The sequence below is a fragment of the Rhizobium rhizoryzae genome, from assembly GCF_011046895.1.
Taxonomy (GTDB): domain Bacteria; phylum Pseudomonadota; class Alphaproteobacteria; order Rhizobiales; family Rhizobiaceae; genus Neorhizobium; species Neorhizobium rhizoryzae.
This window is the reverse complement of the sequence record NZ_CP049249.1, coordinates 1-23,973: the sequence shown is the minus strand read 5'-3', so window position 1 is coordinate 23,973 and position 23,973 is coordinate 1. Positions and strand designations below refer to the sequence as shown.

Annotated in this window: 26 protein-coding genes and 1 pseudogene; 4 read left to right on the top strand and 23 right to left on the bottom strand. The window is 55.3% G+C overall.

The features are described from left to right. Nucleotides 1-11 precede the first annotated feature (11 nt). The gene (gene ggt / locus G6N80_RS01010) at nt 12-1,601 is read left to right on the top strand and encodes a gamma-glutamyltransferase (protein ID WP_165130665.1); all 1,590 of its coding nucleotides are present in this window, start codon (nt 12-14) and stop codon (nt 1,599-1,601) included. Between the two features lie 13 nt (nt 1,602-1,614). Here the strand turns inward: ggt and G6N80_RS01005 are convergent, their stop codons facing one another. The 8 genes from G6N80_RS01005 to G6N80_RS00970 form a co-directional block, all read right to left on the bottom strand. Continuing rightward, complete coding sequence (locus G6N80_RS01005; protein WP_165130663.1) at nt 1,615-2,289, bottom strand: HAD hydrolase-like protein; 675 nt, start codon at nt 2,287-2,289, stop codon at nt 1,615-1,617. Between the two features lie 148 nt (nt 2,290-2,437). Further along, on the bottom strand, nt 2,438-2,869 hold the full coding sequence (locus G6N80_RS01000) for a type II toxin-antitoxin system VapC family toxin (protein ID WP_165130661.1): 432 nt from the start codon (nt 2,867-2,869) through the stop codon (nt 2,438-2,440). Next, nucleotides 2,866-3,117, bottom strand: coding sequence for a FitA-like ribbon-helix-helix domain-containing protein (locus tag G6N80_RS23275; RefSeq protein WP_165130659.1), 252 nt, complete (start codon nt 3,115-3,117; stop codon nt 2,866-2,868). Before G6N80_RS23275 ends, G6N80_RS01000 begins: the two co-directional genes overlap by 4 nt. Nucleotides 3,118-3,437: 320 nt before the next feature. After that, nucleotides 3,438-3,863 (bottom strand): organic hydroperoxide resistance protein, encoded by a 426-nt coding sequence (locus tag G6N80_RS00990; protein WP_281360723.1) that lies wholly within the window; start codon nt 3,861-3,863, stop codon nt 3,438-3,440. Nucleotides 3,864-3,905: 42 nt separating this feature from the next. Next, nucleotides 3,906-4,643: a 3-oxoadipate enol-lactonase gene (gene pcaD, locus G6N80_RS00985; RefSeq protein WP_246251376.1), complete on the bottom strand. Its 738-nt coding sequence runs from the start codon at nt 4,641-4,643 to the stop codon at nt 3,906-3,908. Nucleotides 4,644-4,853: 210 nt separating this feature from the next. After that, nucleotides 4,854-5,792, bottom strand: a complete 939-nt coding sequence (gene catA / locus G6N80_RS00980) for a catechol 1,2-dioxygenase (RefSeq protein ID WP_165130653.1) — start codon at nt 5,790-5,792, stop codon at nt 4,854-4,856. A gap of 44 nt (nt 5,793-5,836) precedes the next feature. Beyond that, entirely contained in the window at nt 5,837-6,127 is a 291-nt protein-coding gene (catC, locus tag G6N80_RS00975) for a muconolactone Delta-isomerase (RefSeq protein ID WP_165132239.1), read from the bottom strand. 10 nt (nt 6,128-6,137) lie between these two features. Further along, nucleotides 6,138-7,316, bottom strand: a complete 1,179-nt coding sequence (locus G6N80_RS00970) for a muconate/chloromuconate family cycloisomerase (RefSeq protein WP_165130651.1) — start codon at nt 7,314-7,316, stop codon at nt 6,138-6,140. Between the two features lie 144 nt (nt 7,317-7,460). Between G6N80_RS00970 and G6N80_RS00965 the strand changes: the two genes are divergently transcribed. Continuing rightward, nucleotides 7,461-8,342 carry a LysR family transcriptional regulator gene (locus G6N80_RS00965; RefSeq protein ID WP_165130649.1) on the top strand — a complete coding sequence of 294 codons (882 nt, stop codon included), beginning with the start codon at nt 7,461-7,463 and terminating at the stop codon, nt 8,340-8,342. A gap of 27 nt (nt 8,343-8,369) precedes the next feature. On the opposite strand, the gene G6N80_RS00960 is transcribed toward G6N80_RS00965, so the two are convergent. The 14 genes from G6N80_RS00960 to G6N80_RS00895 form a co-directional block, all read right to left on the bottom strand. Further along, nucleotides 8,370-8,666 carry a YciI family protein gene (locus G6N80_RS00960; protein WP_165130647.1) on the bottom strand — a complete coding sequence of 99 codons (297 nt, stop codon included), beginning with the start codon at nt 8,664-8,666 and terminating at the stop codon, nt 8,370-8,372. A 326-nt stretch (nt 8,667-8,992) separates the two neighbouring features. Next, nucleotides 8,993-10,099, bottom strand: coding sequence for an amidase (locus tag G6N80_RS00955; protein ID WP_165130645.1), 1,107 nt, complete (start codon nt 10,097-10,099; stop codon nt 8,993-8,995). Continuing rightward, nucleotides 10,099-10,317 carry a hypothetical protein gene (locus tag G6N80_RS00950; protein ID WP_165130643.1) on the bottom strand — a complete coding sequence of 73 codons (219 nt, stop codon included), beginning with the start codon at nt 10,315-10,317 and terminating at the stop codon, nt 10,099-10,101. Before G6N80_RS00950 ends, G6N80_RS00955 begins: the two co-directional genes overlap by 1 nt. 41 nt (nt 10,318-10,358) lie before the next feature. Then, entirely contained in the window at nt 10,359-10,928 is a 570-nt protein-coding gene (locus G6N80_RS00945) for a nuclear transport factor 2 family protein (protein ID WP_165130641.1), read from the bottom strand. Between the two features lie 32 nt (nt 10,929-10,960). Beyond that, nucleotides 10,961-11,485: a flavin reductase gene (locus G6N80_RS00940; RefSeq protein WP_165130639.1), complete on the bottom strand. Its 525-nt coding sequence runs from the start codon at nt 11,483-11,485 to the stop codon at nt 10,961-10,963. Nucleotides 11,486-11,504: 19 nt separating this feature from the next. Further along, the gene (locus tag G6N80_RS00935) at nt 11,505-12,452 is read right to left on the bottom strand and encodes a PDR/VanB family oxidoreductase (protein WP_165130637.1); all 948 of its coding nucleotides are present in this window, start codon (nt 12,450-12,452) and stop codon (nt 11,505-11,507) included. Nucleotides 12,453-12,548: 96 nt separating this feature from the next. Next, the gene (locus G6N80_RS00930; RefSeq protein ID WP_246251375.1) at nt 12,549-13,037 is read right to left on the bottom strand and encodes an aromatic-ring-hydroxylating dioxygenase subunit beta; all 489 of its coding nucleotides are present in this window, start codon (nt 13,035-13,037) and stop codon (nt 12,549-12,551) included. Nucleotides 13,038-13,044: 7 nt separating this feature from the next. Next, entirely contained in the window at nt 13,045-14,319 is a 1,275-nt protein-coding gene (locus G6N80_RS00925) for an aromatic ring-hydroxylating oxygenase subunit alpha (RefSeq protein ID WP_165132236.1), read from the bottom strand. Between the two features lie 133 nt (nt 14,320-14,452). Further along, nucleotides 14,453-15,259 carry an ABC transporter permease gene (locus G6N80_RS00920; protein WP_165130633.1) on the bottom strand — a complete coding sequence of 269 codons (807 nt, stop codon included), beginning with the start codon at nt 15,257-15,259 and terminating at the stop codon, nt 14,453-14,455. A gap of 2 nt (nt 15,260-15,261) precedes the next feature. Further along, entirely contained in the window at nt 15,262-16,053 is a 792-nt protein-coding gene (locus G6N80_RS00915; RefSeq protein WP_165130631.1) for an ABC transporter ATP-binding protein, read from the bottom strand. Between the two features lie 4 nt (nt 16,054-16,057). After that, on the bottom strand, nt 16,058-17,005 hold the full coding sequence (locus G6N80_RS00910) for an ABC transporter substrate-binding protein (RefSeq protein ID WP_165130629.1): 948 nt from the start codon (nt 17,003-17,005) through the stop codon (nt 16,058-16,060). 190 nt (nt 17,006-17,195) lie between these two features. Next, on the bottom strand, nt 17,196-17,714 hold the full coding sequence (locus G6N80_RS00905) for a hypothetical protein (RefSeq protein WP_165130627.1): 519 nt from the start codon (nt 17,712-17,714) through the stop codon (nt 17,196-17,198). A 16-nt stretch (nt 17,715-17,730) separates the two neighbouring features. Then, nucleotides 17,731-18,936, bottom strand: a complete 1,206-nt coding sequence (locus G6N80_RS00900; protein ID WP_165130625.1) for an acyl-CoA dehydrogenase family protein — start codon at nt 18,934-18,936, stop codon at nt 17,731-17,733. 165 nt (nt 18,937-19,101) lie between these two features. Next, nucleotides 19,102-19,704, bottom strand: a complete 603-nt coding sequence (locus G6N80_RS00895) for a flavin reductase family protein (RefSeq protein WP_165130623.1) — start codon at nt 19,702-19,704, stop codon at nt 19,102-19,104. Nucleotides 19,705-19,781: 77 nt separating this feature from the next. Here G6N80_RS00895 and G6N80_RS00890 point away from each other — a divergent pair, with 77 nt between their 5' ends. Next, nucleotides 19,782-20,699 (top strand): LysR family transcriptional regulator, encoded by a 918-nt coding sequence (locus tag G6N80_RS00890; protein WP_165130621.1) that lies wholly within the window; start codon nt 19,782-19,784, stop codon nt 20,697-20,699. A gap of 830 nt (nt 20,700-21,529) precedes the next feature. Then, the gene (locus G6N80_RS00885; RefSeq protein ID WP_165130619.1) at nt 21,530-23,722 is read left to right on the top strand and encodes a methyl-accepting chemotaxis protein; all 2,193 of its coding nucleotides are present in this window, start codon (nt 21,530-21,532) and stop codon (nt 23,720-23,722) included. A gap of 65 nt (nt 23,723-23,787) precedes the next feature. Here the strand turns inward: G6N80_RS00885 and G6N80_RS00880 are convergent. Further along, a pseudogene (locus G6N80_RS00880) lies at nt 23,788-23,973 on the bottom strand (LysR substrate-binding domain-containing protein); the annotation flags it as partial.

The following is a 23,973-nucleotide window of genomic DNA, read 5'->3' as shown; positions in this document are numbered from 1 at the left end:
GGAGCAGACGAATGACATCGCGCGATTTCTTCAAGCCGGGACACTCAGTCGCCATTTCGGACCGCGGCATGGCTGCGACCTCCCATCCGCAGGCGACCCTGGCGGCAGTCGATATCCTGCGCGCCGGCGGTAATGCGGTCGATGCGGCCGTGGCGGCGGTGGCGCTGCAATCGGTGATCGACCCGCTGATGACCGGCATCGGCGGCGATTGCTTTGCTCTCTATTCACCGGCCGGCGGAACGCCAGTCGCGCTCAACGGATCCGGCTGTGCACCCCAGAAGGCCGAGCTAGCCTATTTCATTGACAAAGGCTTCTCCTCCATCCCCGACGATAGCGCACATGCCGTCACCGTACCCGGCGCAGTAGATGCCTGGTGCCGGCTGATCGAAAGCCATGGTAGCCTCGGGATGGACCGTGTTCTGGCCGCAGCGATCGCCGCTGCCGAGGATGGCTATTGCATCACCCCACGCGTCGCGCTCGATTGGGTGCGCTACAGCGATCGGGTTGGCAAGTTCGCAGGCTCCGCCAGCTACTTTCTTCCAAACGGCAAGGCACCCACCACCGGCCAGCGAATGACCAACCCAGCGCTGGCCGCCACTCTTCGCGCCATTGCAATGGGGGGCCGCGACGCCTTCTACAAGGGCCGGGTGGCCGAAGAAATCGTCGGCCTGCTGCAGTCGCTCGGCGGCCTGCACGAAGAAAGCGACTTCGCAAAATTCGCCGCCTTCGAGACTGCACCGATCTCGGCCAAATATCGGGGCCGTGACGTGCTGGAATGTCCGCCGAATGGCCAGGGGCTTGCCGCTTTGATAATCGCCCGCATCCTCGACGGCTTCGACCTGCGCGATCCGGCGCTGTCGGAAGCCGACCGCATCCATCTTCTCGCGGAAGCATCGAAGGCAGCCTATGCCAGGCGCGACCAAGTGATCGCTGATCCAGCCCATATGACGGCCGACATCGATGCCATCCTGTCGGATCAGTCCATCGACGCGATCCGCTCAAAGATCAGCCTCGAAAATGCCGCCACGGCCAGCACCTGGGAAGGTCCGACCCACAAGGACACGGTCTATGTGACGGTGGTCGACCGCGACGGCAACGCCGTCTCGCTGATCAACTCGATCTTCTTTGCCTTTGGCAGCGGCATCTATGCGCCACGCTCCGGCGTTCTGCTGCAAAACCGCGGTGCAGGCTTTGTGGTCAAACAAGGCCACCCCAACGCCATCGGCCCCGGCAAGCTGCCCTTCCACACGATCATCCCCGGCATGCTGGCCGAGGGCGGCAAGACGCGCATGACCTTCGGCGTCATGGGCGGGCAATACCAAGCGGTCGGCCATTGCCATCTGCTAAGCCAAATCCTCGATCGAGACATGGATCCGCAGCAGGCGAGCGACCAGCCGCGCAGTTTCTATTTCGATGGCAAGCTCAGTCTCGAGCCAACCATTTCCGACGATGTGCGGATGGATCTGGAACGTCGCGGCCACACGACCGTCTGGGCGGACGAACCGATCGGCGGTGCGCAGGCGATCTACATCGACCACGAGCGCGGCGTTCTGCTGGGAGCTTCCGACCACCGCAAGGACGGCATCGCGCTAGGGTATTAAGCGACAGCCTTGATTATCGTTCGGCGGGGGACACCATGCCCAGCGCGACATCGGCCAGTTCGGCAGTCTCTGCGACCAGACGATCCGCGCCGGCGCTCTCCAATTCGGCTTGGGCGCCATAACCCCAGAGCACCCCCGCAGCCCGCATGCCGTTGGCATGGGCGCCGGTGACGTCGTATTTTCGATCACCGATCATGACACACCGATCGACGTTGAGTCCATTCTGGTTGACGATGTGTGCGATCAGTTCGGGCTTATGGTCGATGTCGCCGGCCGGGGTCGAACCATAGACACCGGTGAAGAGAGAATCTAGGCCTTTGTCTTCCAGTATGCGGCGCGCAAACGTTTCGCGCTTGGATGTCGCGAGGAAAAGCCTGGCTTCTTTCTTCATCTTGGAAAGAGCTTCCGGGATACCGTCGTAGACCTCACTCAGAAGAAGGCCTCGCGCCCCGTAGTCCTGCCGGTAGGCATCGACCCCTTCGGTGACGCGGTCGTCGCCGAACTGTCCGAGCAGGTACCGCATGACGTCCTCGATCGGCGGGCCAATGATCGACCTGATGTCCATGGCTGGATCAGTATCATGCCCAAGGGAACGAAGCGCTGCCCTGCAGCTCGAGAGAATGCCGGGTTCTGATGCGATCAGAGTTCCATCTAGATCGAGCAGGATCGCGGGTGAGGCATACGACATGGAGGAACTTTCATTGGACTGATCACAGCATCATCGGTGCTGCCGATTTAGACAAATATATCCTTTCGCAGTGGTCTCAATGTAATTCTGCGGATTTTGCAACAGCCAACCATTCCCACGCCTTGATGGGTTTCGAACCGACGGCCTGTTAATCGAAGTTCTGACCACTCCACGGATTAATTACTTTCAATCCAGCTGCCTTGAACGGGCTTATGTCTCTCGATGCCACAACTAGGCCCCTCTCTGCGGCTGTGGCCGCAATCAATCCATCGGCCATACCGATTGCTTTACCGGATACTCGCGCGTCTGCCATCAATTCAGAGTAGATGCGCGAGGTGCTTAGGGTGAAGGGCAGAATACGCTCAACAAAATGCGGTAGCACGTCATCCTCAAGGCGGGTGCGGAGGATGTATTGACGTCGCCCGACAGGCATTGATGCGATGCCAAACCGTAGCTCCGCAACTGATATCGCAGAGATAAAGAGTGTTTCGATTGCCTGGGCATCCAACCAAGCCACAACCTCTGCAGCAGGGGCCGGCTTCCATGGCTCGGATATCACGTTGGTGTCAATCAAGATCATTCGAAAGTCATTGGCTCAGCTGGCGCCTTGTTTCGCTCTTGTAGAACTTCAACATCGTCGCCTGACAGGTCGGCCTCCCGACCTATGTCTACGAGCAATGACCCGAGCATTACGCGCTCAGACGGGCGAACAGCGGCCTCGAGGATATCACGAATTTCCGCCTCAGTACTTCGGCCGTGATGAGCTGCTCTCACACGCAACGCGCGGTGGGTTTCAGCAGAAAGATTCCGAATGGTGACTGCCGGCATCCTCATGACCTCATCTAGCCATCAACAATGATATCAACTTAATCCCCTTGATATCATTGTTCAAGTGACTCTCGGAGAGGCAGGAGGGAAATCGACCGAGCTTGGTCTCCTACCAAAGCTTGGAGAAGCGAGCTCATCGTGGCATATTGTTAAATTATGCAACTGTTGATGAAGATACATCAGCTTTGGACGGTGAGGGTTCGGCAAGCCTCCAAACTGAAGACCGACCGCCGGTCAATGCGGATGAGAAGGCAACGTCTGATCTGGCGGCCGCGAAAATATACCAGCCGTCATGTGCCGCAAAGTGACATGTGAAAGCCTTAAGCGATCTTCAATCTCACTTCGATATTGCCCCGCGTTGCGTTGGAATAGGGGCAACGATCGTGTGCTTGCGCTACAACTTCTTCTACTAGCGGACGCTCAATCCCGGGGAGCCTGGCAACCAGTTCCACTGTAAGAGCGTAACCGTTTTGAAACGGACCGATTCCGACTGTCGCGGTGATCGAAGTTTCATCAGCTAGAGAAATCTTTTTGTTGCGCGCCACAAGCTTGACTGCACTGAGGAAGCAGGCGGCATAACCGGCGGCAAAAAGCTGCTCCGGATTGGTGCCCGCTCCACCCGGCCCGCCAAGGTTTTTTGGTACGGTGAGGGAGACCGAAAAGCTGCCGTCGGGGCTTTCAGCCATGCCATCACGTCCGCCTCGCGCGGTGACGGCGGTTTCATATAGGATTTTCTCTGGGGTCAAGTTAATCTCCAACGAGTTCATGGCGGAGGTGAGGTCAGGCCTTCACTTGGGCGGAAATTCAACTCTTCCATCCGTTTTGATGAAGGAGGTAATGAGACGATTGAACTGGCCGGGCCCTTCAAGATTGACGATATGCTTTCCCGGCAGGCTGAAATGACGACCATTCACTACCGCTTTGGCAATTTCGTCCAGCTCGGAGGGGCGACATACCGGATCATCCTGACCCGAAACGGCCAAAACTGGATGTTCGATGTTTCCGAGGCTGGGCGTCATGTCGGCATCCCGCAATGCAGCGCAGCAACCAACGTAGCCCTCAATGGATGTATTCGAGAATGAAGCAAGGATACGGTCTACTAATTCCGGTTCTTGCATGCAGAGCTGCTGCGTAAACCAGCGCTCGCGGGTCGCCTCGACGATTACATTGAGACCACCGTGAATTACGGTATCCATCCGGTGCTGCCAGCTCTCGAAAGAGCCTATGCGGGGCGCCGTCGCGCAAAGTACAAATCGCTCGAACCTATTGCTGGCGTGAACGGCGAGCCATTGGCCGATGAGCCCGCCGATAGACAAGCCACAGAAACTTGCGCGGTCGATACCGAGATGATCCATTAAGGCGATCAGGTCGGCTCCCAGTTCCGCGAGCTTGAAGGGAGAAGCCGGGGATGAGGATCGCCCGTGGCCACGGTTGTCATACCTCAGTATCCGGAAATCCTGCGATAAGGCGGCGACCTGCAGATCCCACATGTGCAGATCCGTCCCAAGGGAATTGCTGAAGATCAACCAGGGCTTTCCACGATCAGCGCCTTGGACTTCGAAGTGAAGCCGATGTTGAGAGAGCTCGATGCTAGGCAATGTGTATGGCTCGGATAAGATGGAATTCAGATGGGATAAATGAGAACAAGAGGTCCTGAACCAGAGTTCAGGGCCTCTGTCAGACTGCTTCCGTATTCGTCGACTTACTAAAGCCCCGGCGTAACCAAGGCTTTAAGGTCAGCCTACAGCACGTTGACGCAGTGCGTTTACCTGGTTGTCGACGCCATTGACGAGCCCAGTGAGCTTGATGTCAAACCGGATCTCGGCAAATGGTCCTTTTAGGCCATTAGCGTTGATACTCGCTTCGTCGAAATGCTCGATAACATCTGGAACAAGGCCGTCGCGTGTCGCATAGGCAAAATCGTCATTGATCAGCGGATCACCAGCAATGTTGATCTGTGTGGTCAGCTTGCGATGATCGTCAGCGCTGATGAAGAAGTGAATGTGCGCCGGGCGCTGGCCATGACGACCGAGCGCAGAGAGCAGCTTCTCGGTCGGACTACCAGGCGGCACGCCATAGCCGTGAGGGACGATGCTCTGGAACTTGTAACGGCCGTGATCGTCGGTGATGATCGTACGCCGCATATTGAATGGCGCCTGCGTTCCAGTCGGATCGAAATGCGAGTAGAAGCCGCGTGTATCACAGTGCCAGACTTCGACTTTCGCTCCTGATAAGGGCTTGCCTTCGGAGCCATAGACCGTGCCATGCATGATAAGTGTTTGACCATCGGTATCGCGGCCGTCGTCAAGTCTTGCAAAGCCCACGCTCTCCGGCGCACCGGCAACATAGAGCGGGCCTTCGATTGTACGTGGCGTTTCATTCTTGATGCCGAGGGCTTCATCGATTGCATCCAGGCGCTCATCCAGGAAATGATCTAGCCCTAGGCCGGGTGAAATCAAACCCGCCTGCCCTGTCGCACCGATTTCATTCAGCCAAGCAACCGCAATCCAGTATTCATCGGGCGTAATGTCGAGATCGTCAATAGTTTTAAAAAGATCGGATACAATGCGATGCACGATCTGCTTGACTCGCTGGTTGCCACCAGGCTGATTGAATCCGCTCAGAACTCTCAGAAAGTCCTGAATATCTGGACGGTTGAATATTGTTACGCTCATGTTTTCCTCCTCATGCTGAATGTCATTGTTTTGCCGGAAATGCTCTAGCGATCGTCGTCTCGCACCGCCGAAGGATGACGCAGCAATGGCATCACCTCTATCTCCATGAATTTGAACAGAGGCAGCCCGGAAAGAAGGCGATGCAACTCTTCATTGTCGGAGACATCGAAGATGCTTATATTGGCGTACCGGCCGGCAATTCGCCAAATGTGGCGCCATTTTCCGGATCGTTGCAGATCCTGCGAATATGCCTTTTCCCTGGCCAAGATGTCACTGACTTCGACTGCAGGAAGATCATGAGGCAGGTTCACGTTCATTGTTACATGGAAAAGCATGTCACTCTCCTCAACCATCCGTAGAGGTGATCTGGTGCGAACCATCACGTGTGAAGTAGGCAACCCTTTCGAGATCCAGTGAAATGCCAAGACCGGGGCCGGTGGGCACGGCAAGCGTGAAGTCGCTGTAGTCCAAAGGTGTCTCCAGGATCTCCTCAGTCAGCAGCAGTGGACCGAAGAGCTCTGTGCCCCATTGAAGATTGGGGAAGGTGGAGAAGACCTGTGCGGAAATGATGGTGCCAATGGCGCCTTCCAGCATCGTTCCCCCGTAAAGATCGATACCCGCCGCATCCGCGATGGTTGCGACCCGCTGGGCGTTGAACGGTCCGCCGCTTTGCTCCAGCTTAACGGCAAAAACGTCTGCACTGCCTCTGGATGCAAGATCGAAAGCAGTTTCAGGCCCTTGCAACGATTCATCCGCCATCAACGCAATCGGAAAGCGACGTATCAACCGGCCTAGTGCTGCAACCGACGAAACCGGCTGCTCCACCAAATCGCATCCCGCATCGGCAAGTGCCGCCATTCCAAACCGGGCGTCGGTTTCGCTCCAGGCCATATTCACATCAACACGGACAGCGCCCCGATCACCAAGAGCGCGTTTGATGCTAGCAACGTGTGCTACGTCATCTCGGACCGACTTCAAACCAATCTTTACCTTGAAGGTCGAGTGGCGGCGTAGCGCAAGCATCTGCTCGGCTTCATCAATATCACGCCCGGTGTCGCCCGATGCCAGCGTCCAGGCGACCGGAAGACGCTCGCGGAGCCGGCCCCCCAGCAATTCGCTGACGGATAGGCCGAGCCGCTTTCCCTGTGCATCCAATAGCGCCGTCTCAACGGCGCTTTTGGCAAATCGGTTGTCTTTGATCATCCTGCCGATACGCGTCATCAAGGGACGGACCCGGCTCGAATCCTGACCGATCATCAACCTTGAAAAATACCGATCAACCGCAAGCTTCATGCTTTCGGGGCTTTCGCCTCCATACGCTAGTCCACCGATCGTCGTTGCCTCGCCTATGCCCACAACGCCATCGCTGCAATGAACCATGACGAGCATCAATGTCTGACCGTTCATGGTCGCCATCGAAAGCTTGTGTGGGCGGATGGTTGGGAGATCGATCAGCCTTGTTTCAACCCGCTCAATGCGGGGGCCGATACGAGTATCAATTTGAGAAGGGTGTATTGCGTTCATGAGGCCATTGTGCAGGAAGCCACACATAGGGTCCAACACCGAATTGATATTCTATTATACCAACAAAGTATGATGTGCCCTATAACGTTAAGCTCGAAGCAAGATAGTGCGCGCTAACCTCTCCAGATTCAGGGGGAACATCACATGGACATGCGGCAACTGCGGTATTTCGTGGCCGTGGCGAAAGAGAGAAATTTCACACGTGCTGCAGAGCAGCTACATATTGCGCAGCCTCCACTTAGCCGACAGATCCAGGCGCTGGAGGAAGAACTAGGCGTGGAATTGCTTGCAAGGGCCACTCGCCCTGTCAAACTGACAGAGGCTGGACGGGTCTTCTACGAACAGGCTCTGCAGATACTGGGACGCGTGGAGCAAATGCGCAACGTCACACGCCGCATTGGGCTGAACCAGAACCGAGTTCTGTCGATCGGTTTTGTGGCCTCTACGCTTTACGGAGGGCTGCCGACATTGATCCGAAAATTGAGGCTGCATGAGCCGGATCTCGACATACAACTGCTGGAGATGATGTCGATCGAGCAGTTCCCGGCTTTGAAAGAAGGTCGTATCGATATTGGCTTTGGACGCCTGCGGCAGAGTGATCCGGGAATTGCGAGTTTCGTGCTGCGCGAGGAGCATCTTGCCGTCGCCATTGCGGAAGGATCACCGCTCGCCTCGGTTGCCGATCCGTTACCGCCAATAGCGCTGGTCAATGAGAAGCTTATCGTTTACCCAAAAGAGCCGCGTCCCAGCTTCGCAGATCAGGTCTTGGGCATGCTTCTGGAACACGGCGTAGAACCGGCGGAGGTCCAGGAAGTGCGGGAGATTCAGACAGCTTTAGGCCTCGTCGCAGCGGAGGCCGGTGTATGCATTGTTCCCTATTCAGCGAGGAAGCTTCGCTCCGACGTCCACTACCGGCTACTTGATGGCGAAAGGGCCGTGTCTCCCGTCATACTAGCGCATCGGGCAAACGATACCTCCCCCGGCATTCAGCTTGTGAAGACATTGGCGGAAGAAATTGACACGTAAAGGATGTGGAGAGCGGCAGAACCGTCTTCAGATCGCTTTCACCAGATCTCCCAGGCTCGGCTTCCATTCGAAGATTCGAACGTCTTTGTAGACCTTGTTCACGACGAAAGGATCGCGATCGCTGAACGCTTTGAGATCCTGAAGGGTATCGACTTCAGCGACAAGGAATGCGGCATCTGTTGCCTCGCTGTTTTCGAGAGAGGCAGGCCCGGAAATCAGAACTCTGAACGGAGCTGATGACAGGTGTGCCTTGTGCTGCGGGTGGAACTTCGTGCGCTCTTCAAGCTTAGACGCATCAGAAAAGGCGACTCGGATACCAATCATCAATTATTCTCCTATGCGGTTGAATGAGTGCGATCCAGCAGATCATGGAATAACGCCGGCAGCCAATCCGAAGTATGGCGGCTCACATTTGTTCTAACCCCGAAGACCAGAAGTGACGAAAGGCAAATCTCGCAGTCAAGGCAGTTTTCGGGTACCAAAAGGGGTATCTGCGATGTCAGTGACCTTATCAGCCCGGGCACCCCCTCGCCCGACATGCCAGATGCCCCATGCGCAGTCAAAATTGGCACGATACCCAAATCGGCATAATGGCTGCCTACCTGACGGGTTTACTCAGGACCAGCTATGCCATGATTGTGCGAGATGGATCAGCCGTTCTGAAATATGTGACGCGCCAGCTTCAGTATGTCTTCATCTCCGTCACGGCGGCCGACGATTTGAAGGCTGATCGGCCCATTGGGCGTCGAAGCGATTGGCATGGTCAATGCCGGATGACCGGACAGGTTGAAGGGGCGAACGAGCCTGGTAAGGCTAACGGCCGTCCGGTCCAGGCGCGCTTCTGCCAGAGTGGGCGGAAATATCGGCAGGGTCGGTAGACAAATGACGTCCGCATTCTCAAGAATGGTGTCCACCTCTGCCGCAAACAGATGGCGTACGTGTTCCGCCTCTTGAAGCTCGGCGTCAGTTACATTCGCCGCCTGCTTCAGCCTTTCGGCCACATCCCCGCCCACTAGACCTGTGCCTACAAGATGGCCAACCGCTGTCCACGTTTCGGCGTTGATCACCTTGAGACCCGCGCTAAATGCCGCAGACATGGAGGAGAGGTCCGCCTTGAACACCTCCAGTCCGCTTCTGGTGACACAGGCCTCGACCTCATGATCGATCGACGCATCGGCCAGTCCGGTTAGCAAGGCAATCCTGCGAGGCACCAGCTTTGATTGGCGATAGTCCGGAAGGATGATCTGCATGGCCCGATCTAGCATTGGAAGGGACTTGGCGAAGGCACCAAGACAATCGAGTGTTGTTGCCTCGGGGAAGACGCCGCGTCGATCAATTCTTCCGAAACTCCCCTTCATGCCCCAGATACCGCAACATGCGGCAGGTATGCGAATTGATCCGCCGGTGTCCGTGCCAAGTGCAAAGTCAGCATCTCCGGTAGCAACGGCGACAGCGCTTCCGCTTGAAGACCCACCAGGTATCAATTCCGGGTAGCGCGTATTCACCGGTGTTCCCGCCCAGTCATTCAAGCCGGTTATACCAAAGGCCAGTTCATGCAGGACAGTCTTCCCGACGATCCGGCAGCCGGCCTTAAGAACCAGATCGACTACAACGGCGTTTCGCACAGCAGCCGCTGCATTCTGGAGAGACCTACTTCCAGCTCGAGTCGGACGACCACCGATATCGATAGTATCCTTGACAGCAACTCGAAGCCCGTCTGGTGGCCCTACATCAAACTTTTCAAGAAAGGCAGACATCAGTTCTCACCTTCCAGGATCTCCGTTCCCTCAGATGCCACGTAACGGGCATCGGCCAGGAACTTTGCCTCTGACATCCCGTCGGCAATGATCTTGCCGTCCAGTTGTGCCGCGATGCGTATCATCGGGCGCCCGAAGGGATCCTGCCATTGCTGGATGACCACGACGTCATGATCAGCGTAGCAGTAGACCTGCCACATTCGCGTCTGATGAGACATGAGAGACTCCTGATGAATTAAACTTAAAGCATCACCGATGATCAGCGCTGCATGAGAACCGACGATTTTGGAAAGTCGGACGCCCAATTGGTGGGAAGCGGGGCTACGAAGACATTCTCGGTTCGCGTCCGCGTGATCCGCCACTGTCCATCCGGCTCCCGGCGAAAACCGTTGTTCAGCCGTGACGATCGCAGCAGCGCGGTTCCATCCGAAAAAAGCCATGGCTGCATATGGACCCATTGTCCATCCGCAAAAGCCCCGTCCTCGTGCACATGAATTTGTTCGGAGGTGAGATAGTGACAGTTGAGAACAAGAGCTGGATCGCGTTTGGTACCCCAGAATGCCTCGAAGTGCCGTCTTATTGCATTGGCTCCCACGGCACGGCCGAATTGATTGTCGTAGTATTCTCCGACCCCTTCCCAAACCGCATCTGGAGTATAGAGCCCCAAAATGAGGTCGATGCGGGCGGTGTCATCCGCAACGCCGTCTTCGGGAAGAGGCGTATCGCACAGGAACATGTAGCGAGCTTGCAGCCTGCGGATTTCAGCCTCCGCCTCTAGGATCTCGACGCGCTTGACAAGCGCCTTCATGGACAGTTCGTAATCGGTCATCGTGCGCCTCGCTTTCTGATGCTACAACATCTTCAAAGGTGCGAGGTCGATGTCTGGACCTGTCCGAGGCAATGGAATGCTCGGTCGAAGTATACGAGGCTTTGCGCGACCTCGGCTGTCGTAACGGTTTCGATTCTGGAATAGAAAACGCTATGTGTTCCAATTTCGTGGCGTTCGACGATCCGACAATCAAGCGACACTACGGCGTCAACCAGCACCGGCGCGCCGGTCGAGGATTGGGTCCAACTGCCTTGCGCAAACCGCTCGTCTGGTGAAAGCCCGGGCTGACCAAATTTTCGTGCTAACGTCTCGTGTCCGTGCCCAAGAACATTCACGCAAAGCACGCCGTTACTCATAATTACATCATGCGCACTCGAATTTCGGTTGACGCAGACGAGCACTGTTGGCGGTGTATCCGTGACTGAGCAGACTGCTGAGGCCGTTATGCCGTGTCTGCCTGCGTGCCCCTCCGTCGTGATTATATTTACCGCTGCTCCCAACTTGGACATTGCGTTCCGAAAGGTCTGGGTCGAGACTGCTTCATGCAAAGTATCCATATTCGCACTTCCTTAGTGTTTAGAGATCGAGAACAAGGGTTGGTCCCTTCGAGCGCGAGCAACACACCATGATCTGATCGTTCTCCGCCTTCTCCTCATCGGTGAGGTAGGAGTCTCGATGATCAGGCTCGCCCGACAGCACCGTGCAGAGACAGGTGCCGCAAATGCCTTGTTCACACGAAACATTGACGCGTACGCCGATATGCGACAGCGCTGCGACAATTGTCTGGCCTTCGGCAACCGTGACGGACTTACCGCTTCTGGCAAGAACGACTTCAAAGGCTTTGCCCTGTGTGCTGACCTCGGCGTTAAAGAATTCCTGGTGCAGATTTTCCTCGCGAAAACCTCGCGATCTTGCCTGCTCATGCAGCCAAGTCATGAAGCCTGCGGGACCACAAACATACACATGGCTTCCATTTGCGGGATCCGGAAGATGAGCCGCTGCGTTGAAACGCTGGCCTTCCTCTTCATCATCGAAATGAAGGTAAACGTGGTGCGCAAAAGGCGCACTTGCCAGTTCCTGCAGAAAGGCAGCCCTGCTGCGCGTGCGGGCGCAGTAATGCAACTCGAACGATTTTCCGGCGGCGTAAAGCGCGTAGGCCATCGAGATCATGGGCGTTACGCCAATCCCACCGCCGACGAGAATGCTCTGCGGAGCATCCATGTTCAGCGGAAAAAGATTTCGGGGCTCGCCTGCGCGAACAAGTTCGCCTTCCCTGAAACGTTCGTGGATGAGTCTGGAGCCGCCTCTCGACTCCGAGCTTTTCAAAATACCAAGTCTGTACAGGTTACGCTCGGCAGGGTCACTACACAGCGAATACTGCCTAACTAGGCCTGGTTCGACCTCGATGTCGATATGAGCGCCGGGCTGGAAGGCCGGCAATGTCCGGGAATCCGGATCAACCAGATCGAGAACGACGATATCGTCGCTCTGCATTTCCCGCTTCGATATAAGCAAATTCATCATAGTTCGCTTCCCGCAAAGGTGAAAACCGGCAAAGGGCCGAATCTTCGAGCGCAGTCGAAGAACGCCCGATGACCGTTTCGTCAGGTTGAACTTCGCTCAAAGAATGTAGCTGATGGCACCCAGCGCGTGGTCGGCATTGATGAGTCGGATGACCTTCTGATCCAGCAACAATTCTGCTGCCGTACGCTTGATCCGAAACTCGACATCTGCACTATAGGTACGCTCGCGGCCCCGACGGAACTCGGTCAAATGCTGCATGCAGCGCAGTTCCGCGGTTGTTCCATCATCGGAGAGAAGCCTGAAGCGGGAAAGGGATCGGATAGTCCGCGCCACTGGAGAGGCGGATACGGACACGCCGCTCAGCATGCGCTCAACACGCTTCTGCCGCATGGAATGATCGTCGTAGGCATAGTTCAGGTGCGCCTCGTAGTCCGTCACGCCGGGTTCCACGGGTACGATGTACCGGGCCTGTGGCGTCCACATGGCCAACCAGTCATCGTACTGCGCATGATCGAGCCTGTCCGCTTCAAGCCACACGAAGGTCATAAGCTCCAGCAGCGCGTCACTCTTTGTGCTCACAGCCATGTCCATCCTAAGCCTCCATCAACTTTTTCCACTGCCGGTAGGCAGTCCGCATCCCGAGTTCAGAGCTCACGTCGCCGCGAACCTGCCCGTCCTCACCAACAGTTTCATTTTCCAGACTGCGGTTCAGCATGATCCATAGATCGCCGCCGCCCTGGGCTCCGTGCTGCACCCTGTCCCAGACCTCGGAATCATCCGGACTTCCAAAACCCATTGGCCCCTGGAAGAACTCGTGAATGCGCAGCCGTGCCTGGTTTGCCGCAGCCGGGCCGCCACCCATGCCTAGAGCAATATGGCGAACCTCCGTCGCGTTGACCGAAATCGGTTGAAGAACGCGAAAAAACGCGGCAGAACATCCGAGATTGGGAAACAGATTGAGATTGAAACCTGTGCCACCGACAGCCCGTACGATCCGGCGCACCTTGGTTTCATCATGACCCTCGGCGCGGAGTTCTTCCGCAAGGTCTGCAAACTTGTGCGGAATCGGCGCTTCGAGATCTTCCTCGAGATCAACGAGTTCCGGCATCATGACCATCACACTGTGACCATTGCCGAGATCCTCGACCCAGCCGCCCTTGTTCATGATGTCGAACAGTTCCTCGGTTTCTGAATCTGTGACATTCAGAAAGGTCTTGTGAACCAATGGGAAGTGGTAAGCATCCGTCGTGTTCTCGAGCTGGATCTTCCAATTTCCCGGAAAGACGAATTTATGTTCGCCAAGTGCAACGAGGGGGTAATCAGCACTCTGCTTTAGAAACAGATCAATCCATTTTCTTGCCGGGCCGAGGAAATCTACAAGCGGTTCAGCGTCTTCGTTGAAGGTCGCAAACACAAGCCCCCGGTACTGCTCGACCCGCAAGGATTTCAAGCCAAGATTGCCGCGTTCGAGCTTGCCCGCATAACTTTCATCGTAAGGAACACCACGCAAGCTGCCGTCCAGAGCATAGGCCCAGCCGTGATAGGGACATACGAAACTGTTTGTCTTGCCTTTATGCACTTCGCAAACGGTTGCAGCGCGATGGCGGCAACGATTGACCAGGACATGGATCTGGCTTTTCCGATCTCTGGTGACAATCACAGGCTCAAGGCCCACGCTCGCCATCTTGTAATCGCCAGGATTGGCAATTTCAGATTCATGAGCCACCCAAATCCATGTCTTGGCGAAGATGCGGCTCATCTCCTCGTTGAACAAGGCGGGGTCCGTGTAAAGAGTACCTTTCGCACGATCAGGCTTGACCATGGCATCGATACTGCTGCCATCAACCGGCAACAAAGAGTTGCTCATCATTGTTTTATCCTCTGATGTGACTGGAACCAGGCGCGAGTTTACCCAGGGGTCGCTTCCGCATCGCGACCCGCCCAACGCTTCCAGACTGTGTATTGGAGGGAACGGTCGGCAGCGCGTGGCTGCCTCCGGTTTACAGATACCGAGGCTTTAGAAGGGCGTTCGAGCCAAATCGAAAAAGCCTATCAAAAATGAACCCCAAGATCCCAAGCGCTATGATCCCGACAAAGACCCAGTCGGTTCTGCCAAAGTTGCGCGCCGTCCAGATTGTCGCACCAAGACCGGTCTGAGCAGATACGATCTCTGCCGAAACGACCGTCAGGAATGAATTTCCCATGGCAAGCCGCGCGCCAGTGACCATGTAGGGCACGGTGGAGGGAAGAATGATCGTCGTCATTTCCTCGATCTTGGAGGCGCCCATGCTTCGGGCAGCCTGCAACCGCATTGGCTTTACTGCCCCGACACCAGCAATCGTGTTCAATGTCACGATGAAGACGGTCGTGTAGAAAATTAGTGCCACTTTGGTTACTTCACCCGGTCCCAACCAGATGACTGCAAGTGTGACGAAGGCAATCGGGGGAATGAACCGGAAGAACTCGATATACGGATCCATCAAAAGACGGACGATCGCAAACCGGCCCATAAAGATGCCAAGCGGAATTCCGACAGCGACACCGACAAACCAGCCTGCCGCAATGCGTGCTGCCGATGCAGCAACCGACTGCACCAGGGTACCGTCCGCAAGCATTTCCAATGCCGTGCGCCATACCGTTATGGGCGAAGGCAGGAAGAGCGGCGATGTAAACAGTGAACCGATATGCCAAACGACGATGCCAATAGCGACGGAAATAACACCGACAAGGGGTTTGAGGAGTGTCTTGGGAAAGAGAGCGCTGAGGGTTGAGGCTCGTGGAGCCGAGACTTGAACCGCGTCGGTCATGATTAAACCTCCTGCCTGCTGAGACCCTGCTGACGCAGCGCCTGTTTTACTTCTGCGCCAATATCATCTCGCAGCCGCCTGAAGAGATCGAGACATTCCGGACTGCCCTGGTCGCGTGGACGCGGCAGGTCGATCGCCTCGATCGTCTTGATGGATGCATGGGGACCAGCCGTCATCACCACGACCCGATCAGCAAGCAAAAGGGATTCCCAGATGTCGTGTGTCACGAAGATAATGGTGCACCCCGTCGCACGCCAGATACGGTCAAGTTCCTCCTGCAATACCTCTCGCGTCTGAGCATCGAGTGCTCCGAACGGCTCGTCCATCAGCACGACCGAAGGTTCATTAATCAGAACGCGCGCGATCTGGGCGCGCTGGCGCATACCACCCGAAAGCTGGGCCGGAAAACGCTCCGACACATGCGACAGCCCCACGAGCCCCAGGAAATACTCGGCCTTTGTCCGCCTTTCGGCAGATGGAACTCGCTTCAGCCGCAATCCATATTCGACATTTTCTCGGATATTCAGCCACGGAAAGAGAACTTCGGAGGATTGAAATACAACCCCCCGGTCGACACCTGGACCGTTCACGGCGCGCCCATCTACTTCAATTGTTCCCGACGCCGGCAGGAAGCCGGCAATCGCGTTCAGTAGGGTGGACTTTCCGCAGCCACTTGGGCCAAGCAGGCAGATGAATTCACCAGGTTTAATCGTTAGATTGAAGTTAGAAACGATATGCGCATCGCCAAAGGATATCCCTGCATGCGCCAATGAAATTGAAGCTCCGTGCGCCATGACATCAACCCTTGTAAAAGCCGGGCTGAAGCATCGTACGATATGGGATGATGCCCTTGGTGACATTGTTGTCAGCCAGGAATTGCGCGATCTTGTCGTAACTCTTGTAGTCTTCCTCCTCAAAGTCACGAACGGTGAGGGTCATCTGTTGCAAGAGCTTCAGGGTGGATTCTTCAGGAAGACGAGTGGCCTTCTTGACTGCAATTGCTGCACGTTTGGGGTCATCCGTGATGACTTTGCTCGCTTTGGCAATCGCGCGAAGCATGCCTTGTAGACCTTGAGGATTGGATTCCAAAGCCGCGGCTGTCGCGGTGACCCATAAGGTATCACGATAACCGACCTCGCCACTGGTCATTGCGATGCGGCCACCTTGTGCGAGGCCATTGGTCGCCCAAGGCTCCCAGCAGAAGTATGCGTCGATGTCGCCTCGCGCCAGGAGAGCGGGCAGCTCTGGGGGTCCGGATGGAATGAAGCTTACTTTCGATGGATCGAGACCGATTACCGGCAGTGAAAGACCTGCGCAGTATTCTGAGATGGTGCCCTTGACGACGCCAAAACGCTTGATGTCCTTCGGAGCCACTACACCCTTTCCAAGGACCAGCTTGACGTAACGTCCAGACTGATAGCTGATTGCGAGCGGGCGCAATGGTGCACGGGCGAGCCGGATGAGGCTGGATGGCTCTGAGGCAACGCTGACATCGACCTGCTGCGCGACAAGCGCATTCATCGCTTCGCCCCCGTCTGTGTACAACTGGACCGAAACATCAACGTTTTCCGCCTTGAACAGACCTTCTTGGTCAGCAAGATAAAAGGCAGCAAAAACAGGGTCAGAGCCGACACCGATGCGAATGGGCGAAGGAGCACCGAGTGCAACATTGCCAAGCGATGCTGCGGCGAATGCACCAGCAGACACGCCGAGGAATCGGCGACGATTGAGAGGCAGGTCTATCATGATCAGTTCCCATCTTTATTGTTTGTTTCTTGCTATTCGTATTTTTTTATTTTTGGGCTCCAGAAAGACAATGTCTCACCTTCACCTTTTTTGTAATTGCATTGCGCTCCCGCGCAAATACCTGACCGGCTGAAGACAGTTGTTCTTGAGTGCCGTGCGTCAGGCAAACATTCCGTCCTTCGGCGTCAGTTCACCTTTTGCTGGACGCAGCGCTGATGCGGAAATGACAGCAACCTCCCCTGCCCTGATGACACTGCGTTTCTGCTGCACTTGCACCTTGTCCCAGCAGAACTGGAGCGATCGCAGTCAGGATGCCTACAATCGGAGCACAGACTGCAGTCCCGACATTCTCGACCGAACAAGCAAACGGGCTGTTTCGTACTAAAACCTGAACTTCGCCGTCGCATTCTTCCGTGAAAGTCCATGCGCCCCATCCAAGCTCGGCGGAGGTACGGATCAGTAGGGAAATTAGCTCGGCGCTATTGTCGGCACCACTTACCCGATAGGTATCTACTGATTTGCCGCCGAACTCCGCGACCGACTCTGCCATCGCCAGGAGTGCCGCATCGCGAGCCACCGGCTCCAACTTTGTGAACATCCCCATCAAGGCGTCCGTGCGCATTATCAGATAGCGTATGTCACCGTCCCGCAGTTCCCCTGTTTGAAGGTAGATCCTGAGCCGCTCTTGAAAGCTCTGAGAGAGGTTCATAATCCGTAGCCTTCCCTTAAGGATATCCAGCAGGCGGGCTTATCCCTGCCAGGACTGCACCTGCATTCTCCAAAGTGGCATCGTTCAGTGAAGCATGCTGCGTCACCACGATAGCGTCGCGAAGGATATGCTGCATGCGATGGCTATCCTGCACGGCAGCCATGCCAACAATCCGGAAGCAGTGGGAGATAACGTCACAGGACACACGCGCTGCATGACTTGCGCTGAGCCGCAGAAGATTTGCCAGATTTAGGGAAACCTCGGCATTGTCCTGCAGTTCTGCCCACGCACTTTCGGCTGTCTCGTAGAAGAATGCGCGCGCGGCCCGCAGTTTTGCCTCGCCCTCGGCTAAGCCAGACTTGAAATAGCCCCGGTTTGCCAAGGCAGGTGAGCCGGGCATTATCTTGGCACCGCCGGACATCTCGACCGCGATTTCCAGCGCAGCACGCGCAAGACCCAGATTGACCGCAGCGTGGACCGCTGCCTGCAAGGCGATGGGCGGGTAGCGGTAGAGCGGCTCATCGAAAATACCTCTGGAGCCACGATCGCATGTCCACTCATCCGCGTAAAACTTGTCCACCACTTGGGTGTCGTGGCTGCCGGTGGCTCGCATTCCGACGACATTCCACGTATCGATGATCTCAACTTCCGCTGCAGGACAGACTGCCATTTTGACGACAGGAGGTGCATTGGCAGTATCGCCAAACTGACCAGAAATGCCGACGCCGATCCAGTCTGCGCCCATGCATCCGGAAGCGAATTTCCAGCGACCAGTTACGCGCCAGCCACCCTCAACACGTTCGGCCTTTTGAACGGGGTAGAGGCCACCGGCATAGACCTGGTCGGGACCAGTTGCATAAATGGCGGCCTGCGTCTCGAGCGGAAGTGCCGCGATATAGGTGTTCGACGAGCCGAATGCTGCAACCCAGGCCGCGGAACCATCATATTCGCCCAGCTTTTCAACCATCTTCAGAAAATGATGAGGTGCCATGGCGCTGCCACCGAAATAGGATGGTGAACAGGCCCGAAAGATGCCCGCGCTCTTCATCAGGCTAACGACATCACGAGGAATGTGCCTCAGCGTGTTGAACTCATCTCGACGGTTCTTGACTACCTCTATCAGAGTCAGGAAGGCAGGCTGACTGGTCAGCCCAGCATGATCCGCTTCATTTCCGGAAGTTGGGACAGCTGAAAGATTGGTCACTGGCACATACTTGTTCATCTGTGCATTCCCCTTGTTTGTTGACAACAATCAAACTCCGAAACTACAAATTCTTCAAATTCATTTTCATAATTGCGTCTATTCGTTCTATTCATTTACAGCGTTCACGCAACTTAGCGCAGCCCAGGGTGGAATGGTGATATCCCGCTTCATCGAATGACCAGCCTATTGGCCGGTGACTAGTTGGTCCCGGGTGGAGGCATAGGCAGGACCGCCGAGCCTTCCGATGGCATCAATGATCCGTGGATCGATGTGGAGCCGATCGTTGACGGCATCAGCCCGGACGAAAAGTCCGACGACCTCACCGATGACGATCTGGCGTGCCGAGCCCAATTCGACCTTAGTTTTCAATTTGCATTCAAGTGCAACCGGTGCAGTTGTGATCCTGGGGCAGCCAACTGCTTGCCCAGCCACGCTGGGCAGGTCCGCTAGATCGAGTTCGTTGACGCCAGGCGAATACTGAGCTGCACATATCTCGACTTGTCGCAGAAGCGCAACATTGGGAATATGGACCGTGAATTCACCCGTCTCGTCGATGTTACGGGCCGTATCCTTTCGCGATCCGTCAGGCCGGTTCTCGATCCCCAATGCGATAACTGGCGGATCATGGCTTAAAACGCCAAAGAAACTGAACGGGGCAGCATTTGGGTGCCCTGCTGCATCAACGGATGTCACCAAGGCTATGGGGCGAGGCAGTACGGAACCGCTCAGCAGTTTGTAGCGGTCCAAGGGAGGGAGCGTTTGAAAGTCGAAAAAGCGATGCTTCACAGCGGGATCCTCATAATGTTTGGCCAGATCCTATGAAACACTTGTCATGAAGCAAATAAATTGATCATATTATCACTATGAACAAGATGAATTTAAATACACTCGATCTCAACCTCTTGAAGGTTTTTGTCGCGGTGTGGGACTTGCGGAGCATATCGGCGGCGGGCGATCGGCTGGGCTTGACGCAGCCTGCGATCAGCCATGCCCTGAAACGTTTGAGAGAGCACTTTTCAGACCCGCTGTTTTTGCGCGTTGGTCACCGAATGCAACCTACGGACATGGCTCAGCGGCTCTATGAGCCGCTTAACAGAGCGCTCAAGATCATCGCCGAGACTGTACTTAACAGTGAGGAATTCGACCCAGCGACGTCAGATCGAAGTTTTACGATCGCGATGTCGGATATCTCAGAATTCTACTGTCTTCCAAAGTTACTTGTATACCTGCAGCACAATGCACCTTCCATTCGAATCAAGTCTGTACAACTTGATGCTCAATCTGCGGCAACCTCGCTGCGTACCGGCCAAATTGATTTGGTTTTAGGTTACATGCCTCATTTAGCCGAACCTGACTTCATCAGTAAATTCGTACTAGAGGATTGGTTCATTTGCCTCATTGCTTCATCTCACTTGTTCAAATCGGCAGAATTGACTCAAAACGATTTTTCGAACCTTACGTTCGTGGAGGTTGCAACTCATGCAACCGGATATCGGATGGTTGACACCTATCTGACACAGCAGGAAGTGCGTCGAGATGTTGCACTACGTCTGGAACACTACATCAATGTACCGCAAGTGATACAAAATTCACAGTACGCAGCTATTTTTCCAAATTCAGCTTCTCAGAAAGTTAACGCCAACGGGGATTTCAGATTACTTTCTATCCCCTTCGCAATCCCACGTATTGACGTGAAGATTCACATCCATGCTACGTTTAAACAGGATAGCGGTATCCGCTGGATGCAAGATGCAGTCGTTGCAAGTCATCGTATAGAATAATCAGGTCAGCTTGACCGCCCGTGACGGATAGTTAAACACCTGCATATTCAACCGACATATCAATAATCATTAAGCGCTAGCGTCTGCCGCGCACAGCCTAACGCTAGAGACCTGAAAGGCGCAAAATAAGTCTTCCCAGGCGCGCGCTGTGGCCACCCGACGTACAACACTTATCACTTTCCGTCCACTGACCCTCTGCGTTTTATCATTCCTCGCTGATGCTAACTCTCAAATTTCCCAAATCGGGCCGGATCCGTGTCTCTAACGCTAGCTGTAGGATTGCGTCCGGATTCTGATGGGGCGATGTTACGGCGACTGGCCCGGCGGACACGCGAAGCCGATCAGGCACGGCTACTTCTTTAGATCGCATCGATCTGTGGCGGCAGTTCACAGCAAATGGGCTTGGCTCGTCAGCGTTCCATCCAGAGCCTACTCGACCGTATTCTCCGCCTCAATGCTCGTGGACCCGAAAAGCTGATCGACTGCATGGGGGCGGACAAGCTTTCTTCGCTAAACGACGTTTAAGAAGCAGCCTTGATGCAAGTGCTAGGGCCAGATGTGACCTCGTATTTTCATTTCAACAGTTATTGGCGTCTAGCTGATCCGGCTCAATTGCATGATAGTCGCCATCAAATCATTCATACACTCTATGAATCAGATTTATACTTCAGATAATAAAACTTTATACATTTCCTATTATGTTTTAACGTAAAATTATTATTTTGAATTAAAGAATACTTTAGCGAATTCGTGCCGCACTTCTGTGAAATTCCGTCGGCCAGAACGTGCCCGCGACAGCAGTTTTGCAACAAGAGGGATAAAGGGCATCTATGATCATAAAACTTTCATTCAGGCAGTCACTTATTACACTGGCGCTCGTTCCCCTTGCTGCTCTCGCGGGATTGGGCGCGGATATTGGGTTTGCCAGTTACGAAGACTACGAGAAACTAAAGCGTGCGGACGGCATGGCTAAGCTCGCCTATGCGGCGGGAGAACTTACAATGGTCATGCCTATGGAAACCACGGGACCCGTAGCTGACAGACCGAAGAACCGACCCAAGACGGACGCCGCGTTCAAGGAGATCGTAAATCGGCTCGCTGCCCTTCCCGGTCTTGGATATGATGATCGTGCAATGTCGAAGCTGGCCGACAACTTGGAGACTGCCTACAGCAAAATGCCGGAATATCGGCAGCAGCTCGACGCCGGAGACAACAACCCTCAACTACCTCTTCGCTACGCACTACCTATTTCTACTGCCGCGCTGGCAGTGGCTGGACGCGCTAGCAGCCTGACGGACGACATGGCCGTTTCTCATGATGTCCGGGGCTCTATCGCAGGAATGCGCATAAACGAGGGCTATTTCAGTCTGAACAGAATGGGCCAGGTCTTCATTCGCAATGGGAGCTTCACCAGGTCCGAACAAGCACGGCTTGACAGTGCGTTGGCCCAGATCCGCCACTTTGAACCGACGTTTCGAGAATTCGTCTCGCCGGAACTTGTAAGCCGCTACGACAGCTTCTTCAACACTTCCGATGGCAAGATCATTACCGACTTGATCACGGCGATGGAGAGCACAGAGAATTTTAAGGGCAGGGCTGACGATCTGGGGCCTTTCATCAACGCTATGAACAACCGGCGTGATGTTGTCGCAGAAATTCTGAGAGAGAATGGATCCACTTTGATCACACGCGCAGAAGCCCGAATGAGCGCTGCCTACGGGTCAATGCTCCTCATAATAGGCGGCATGTCGCTCTTCGTAATCAGTGTCGTGGTCCTCAGCATTTACATTACGTGCAGCCTCTCTTCGACGATCCGTGGCATTGGCCGCTCAATGAACAATCTCGCAGATGGCGATACCTCCTCAACGATCCCTTACACCGATCTCAATGACGAAATTGGTGCGATGGCGCAATCCGTGGAGGTCTTTCGTCAGGCAGCCGTGCGCAATGCCGAGCTTGAAGCGGAAACCACGGGCAACCGCGCGCGCATGGAAGCAGAGCGCGCCGAGCTTCAGGCGCAGGCTGAGAATGAGGCGCAAGAGCGCCTCCGTCAGGCCACCAGTGCGCTTGCTGGAAGCCTTCGTCGGTTGGCCAATGGCGACTTACTTTGTGATATCCAGCAGCCGCTGGCACCACAATTCGAGACCTTGCGTTCTGACTTCAACGCATCAGTGGCCCAGTTGCGCGATACGCTGCGGGCGGTTGGCGCCACTGTCACAACTGTTGCCGGTGGCTCACGCGAGATATCCGATGCGTCTGACAATCTTGCAAAGCGGACTGAGCAACAGGCAGCCTCTCTGGAAGAGACAGCTGCGGCTCTGGAAGAGATCACCTCCAACGTTACGTCAACATCCCGCCGTACAGGCGAGGCGCGCATTGTAGTCCGCGATGCACGTGACCAAGCAGAAAGGTCAGGTGCTGTAGTACGTAACGCGGTGACGGCGATGGAGCGCATCGAGCAGGCCTCACGTCAAATCTCCAACATCATCGGTGTGATTGACGAGATTGCCTTCCAGACCAATCTACTAGCCTTGAATGCGGGGGTCGAAGCTGCACGTGCAGGTGAGGCTGGCAAGGGCTTTGCTGTCGTTGCCCAGGAAGTACGCGAGCTTGCACAGCGTTCCGCCAATGCAGCCAAAGAGATCAAGGGCCTAATTGCCAACTCAACCGCCGCTGTCTCTGAAGGGGTGAAGCTAGTCAGCGAAACCGGTCAAGGGCTGACCGCGATCGAACAACTCGTTCTGACCATCAATACCCATATGGATGCCATTGCGACGGCAGCGCATGAGCAATCAAACGGGCTTACGGAGGTCAACACTGCGGTCAACCATATGGATCAGGCCACTCAACAAAACGCTGCCATGGTCGAGGAGATGAATGCCGCAGGTGCGGGGCTGGCGGGCGAAAGCCAGAAGCTGCATGAACTGATATCCTGTTTCCAGCTCGTTCATGGCTTAGGATCAAATTCTCAGAGCGCTGCAACGATGCTGGCATTAAGTTCGGCCAAAGCAGCTCCTCTTTAAGAGAATTCAACCAGCATCCTGACGTAACCAGATGACGCAACGTAGATCACTCTCGGATATGCGCTCTAGCCAGCAATGATCGTCTTCACAAAATCGGCGAAGGCGCGCGCTTTTGCACTGGCCAGCCGCCCCGTTGGAAAGACAGCCCACAGGTCGATGTCCGGGAGCGTCCAATCCTCCAGCACCCGGAGAACTTCGCCGTTCTGCAGTTCCGGCCAGAACATCCAGTCCGATGTTACTGCCAGTCCCAT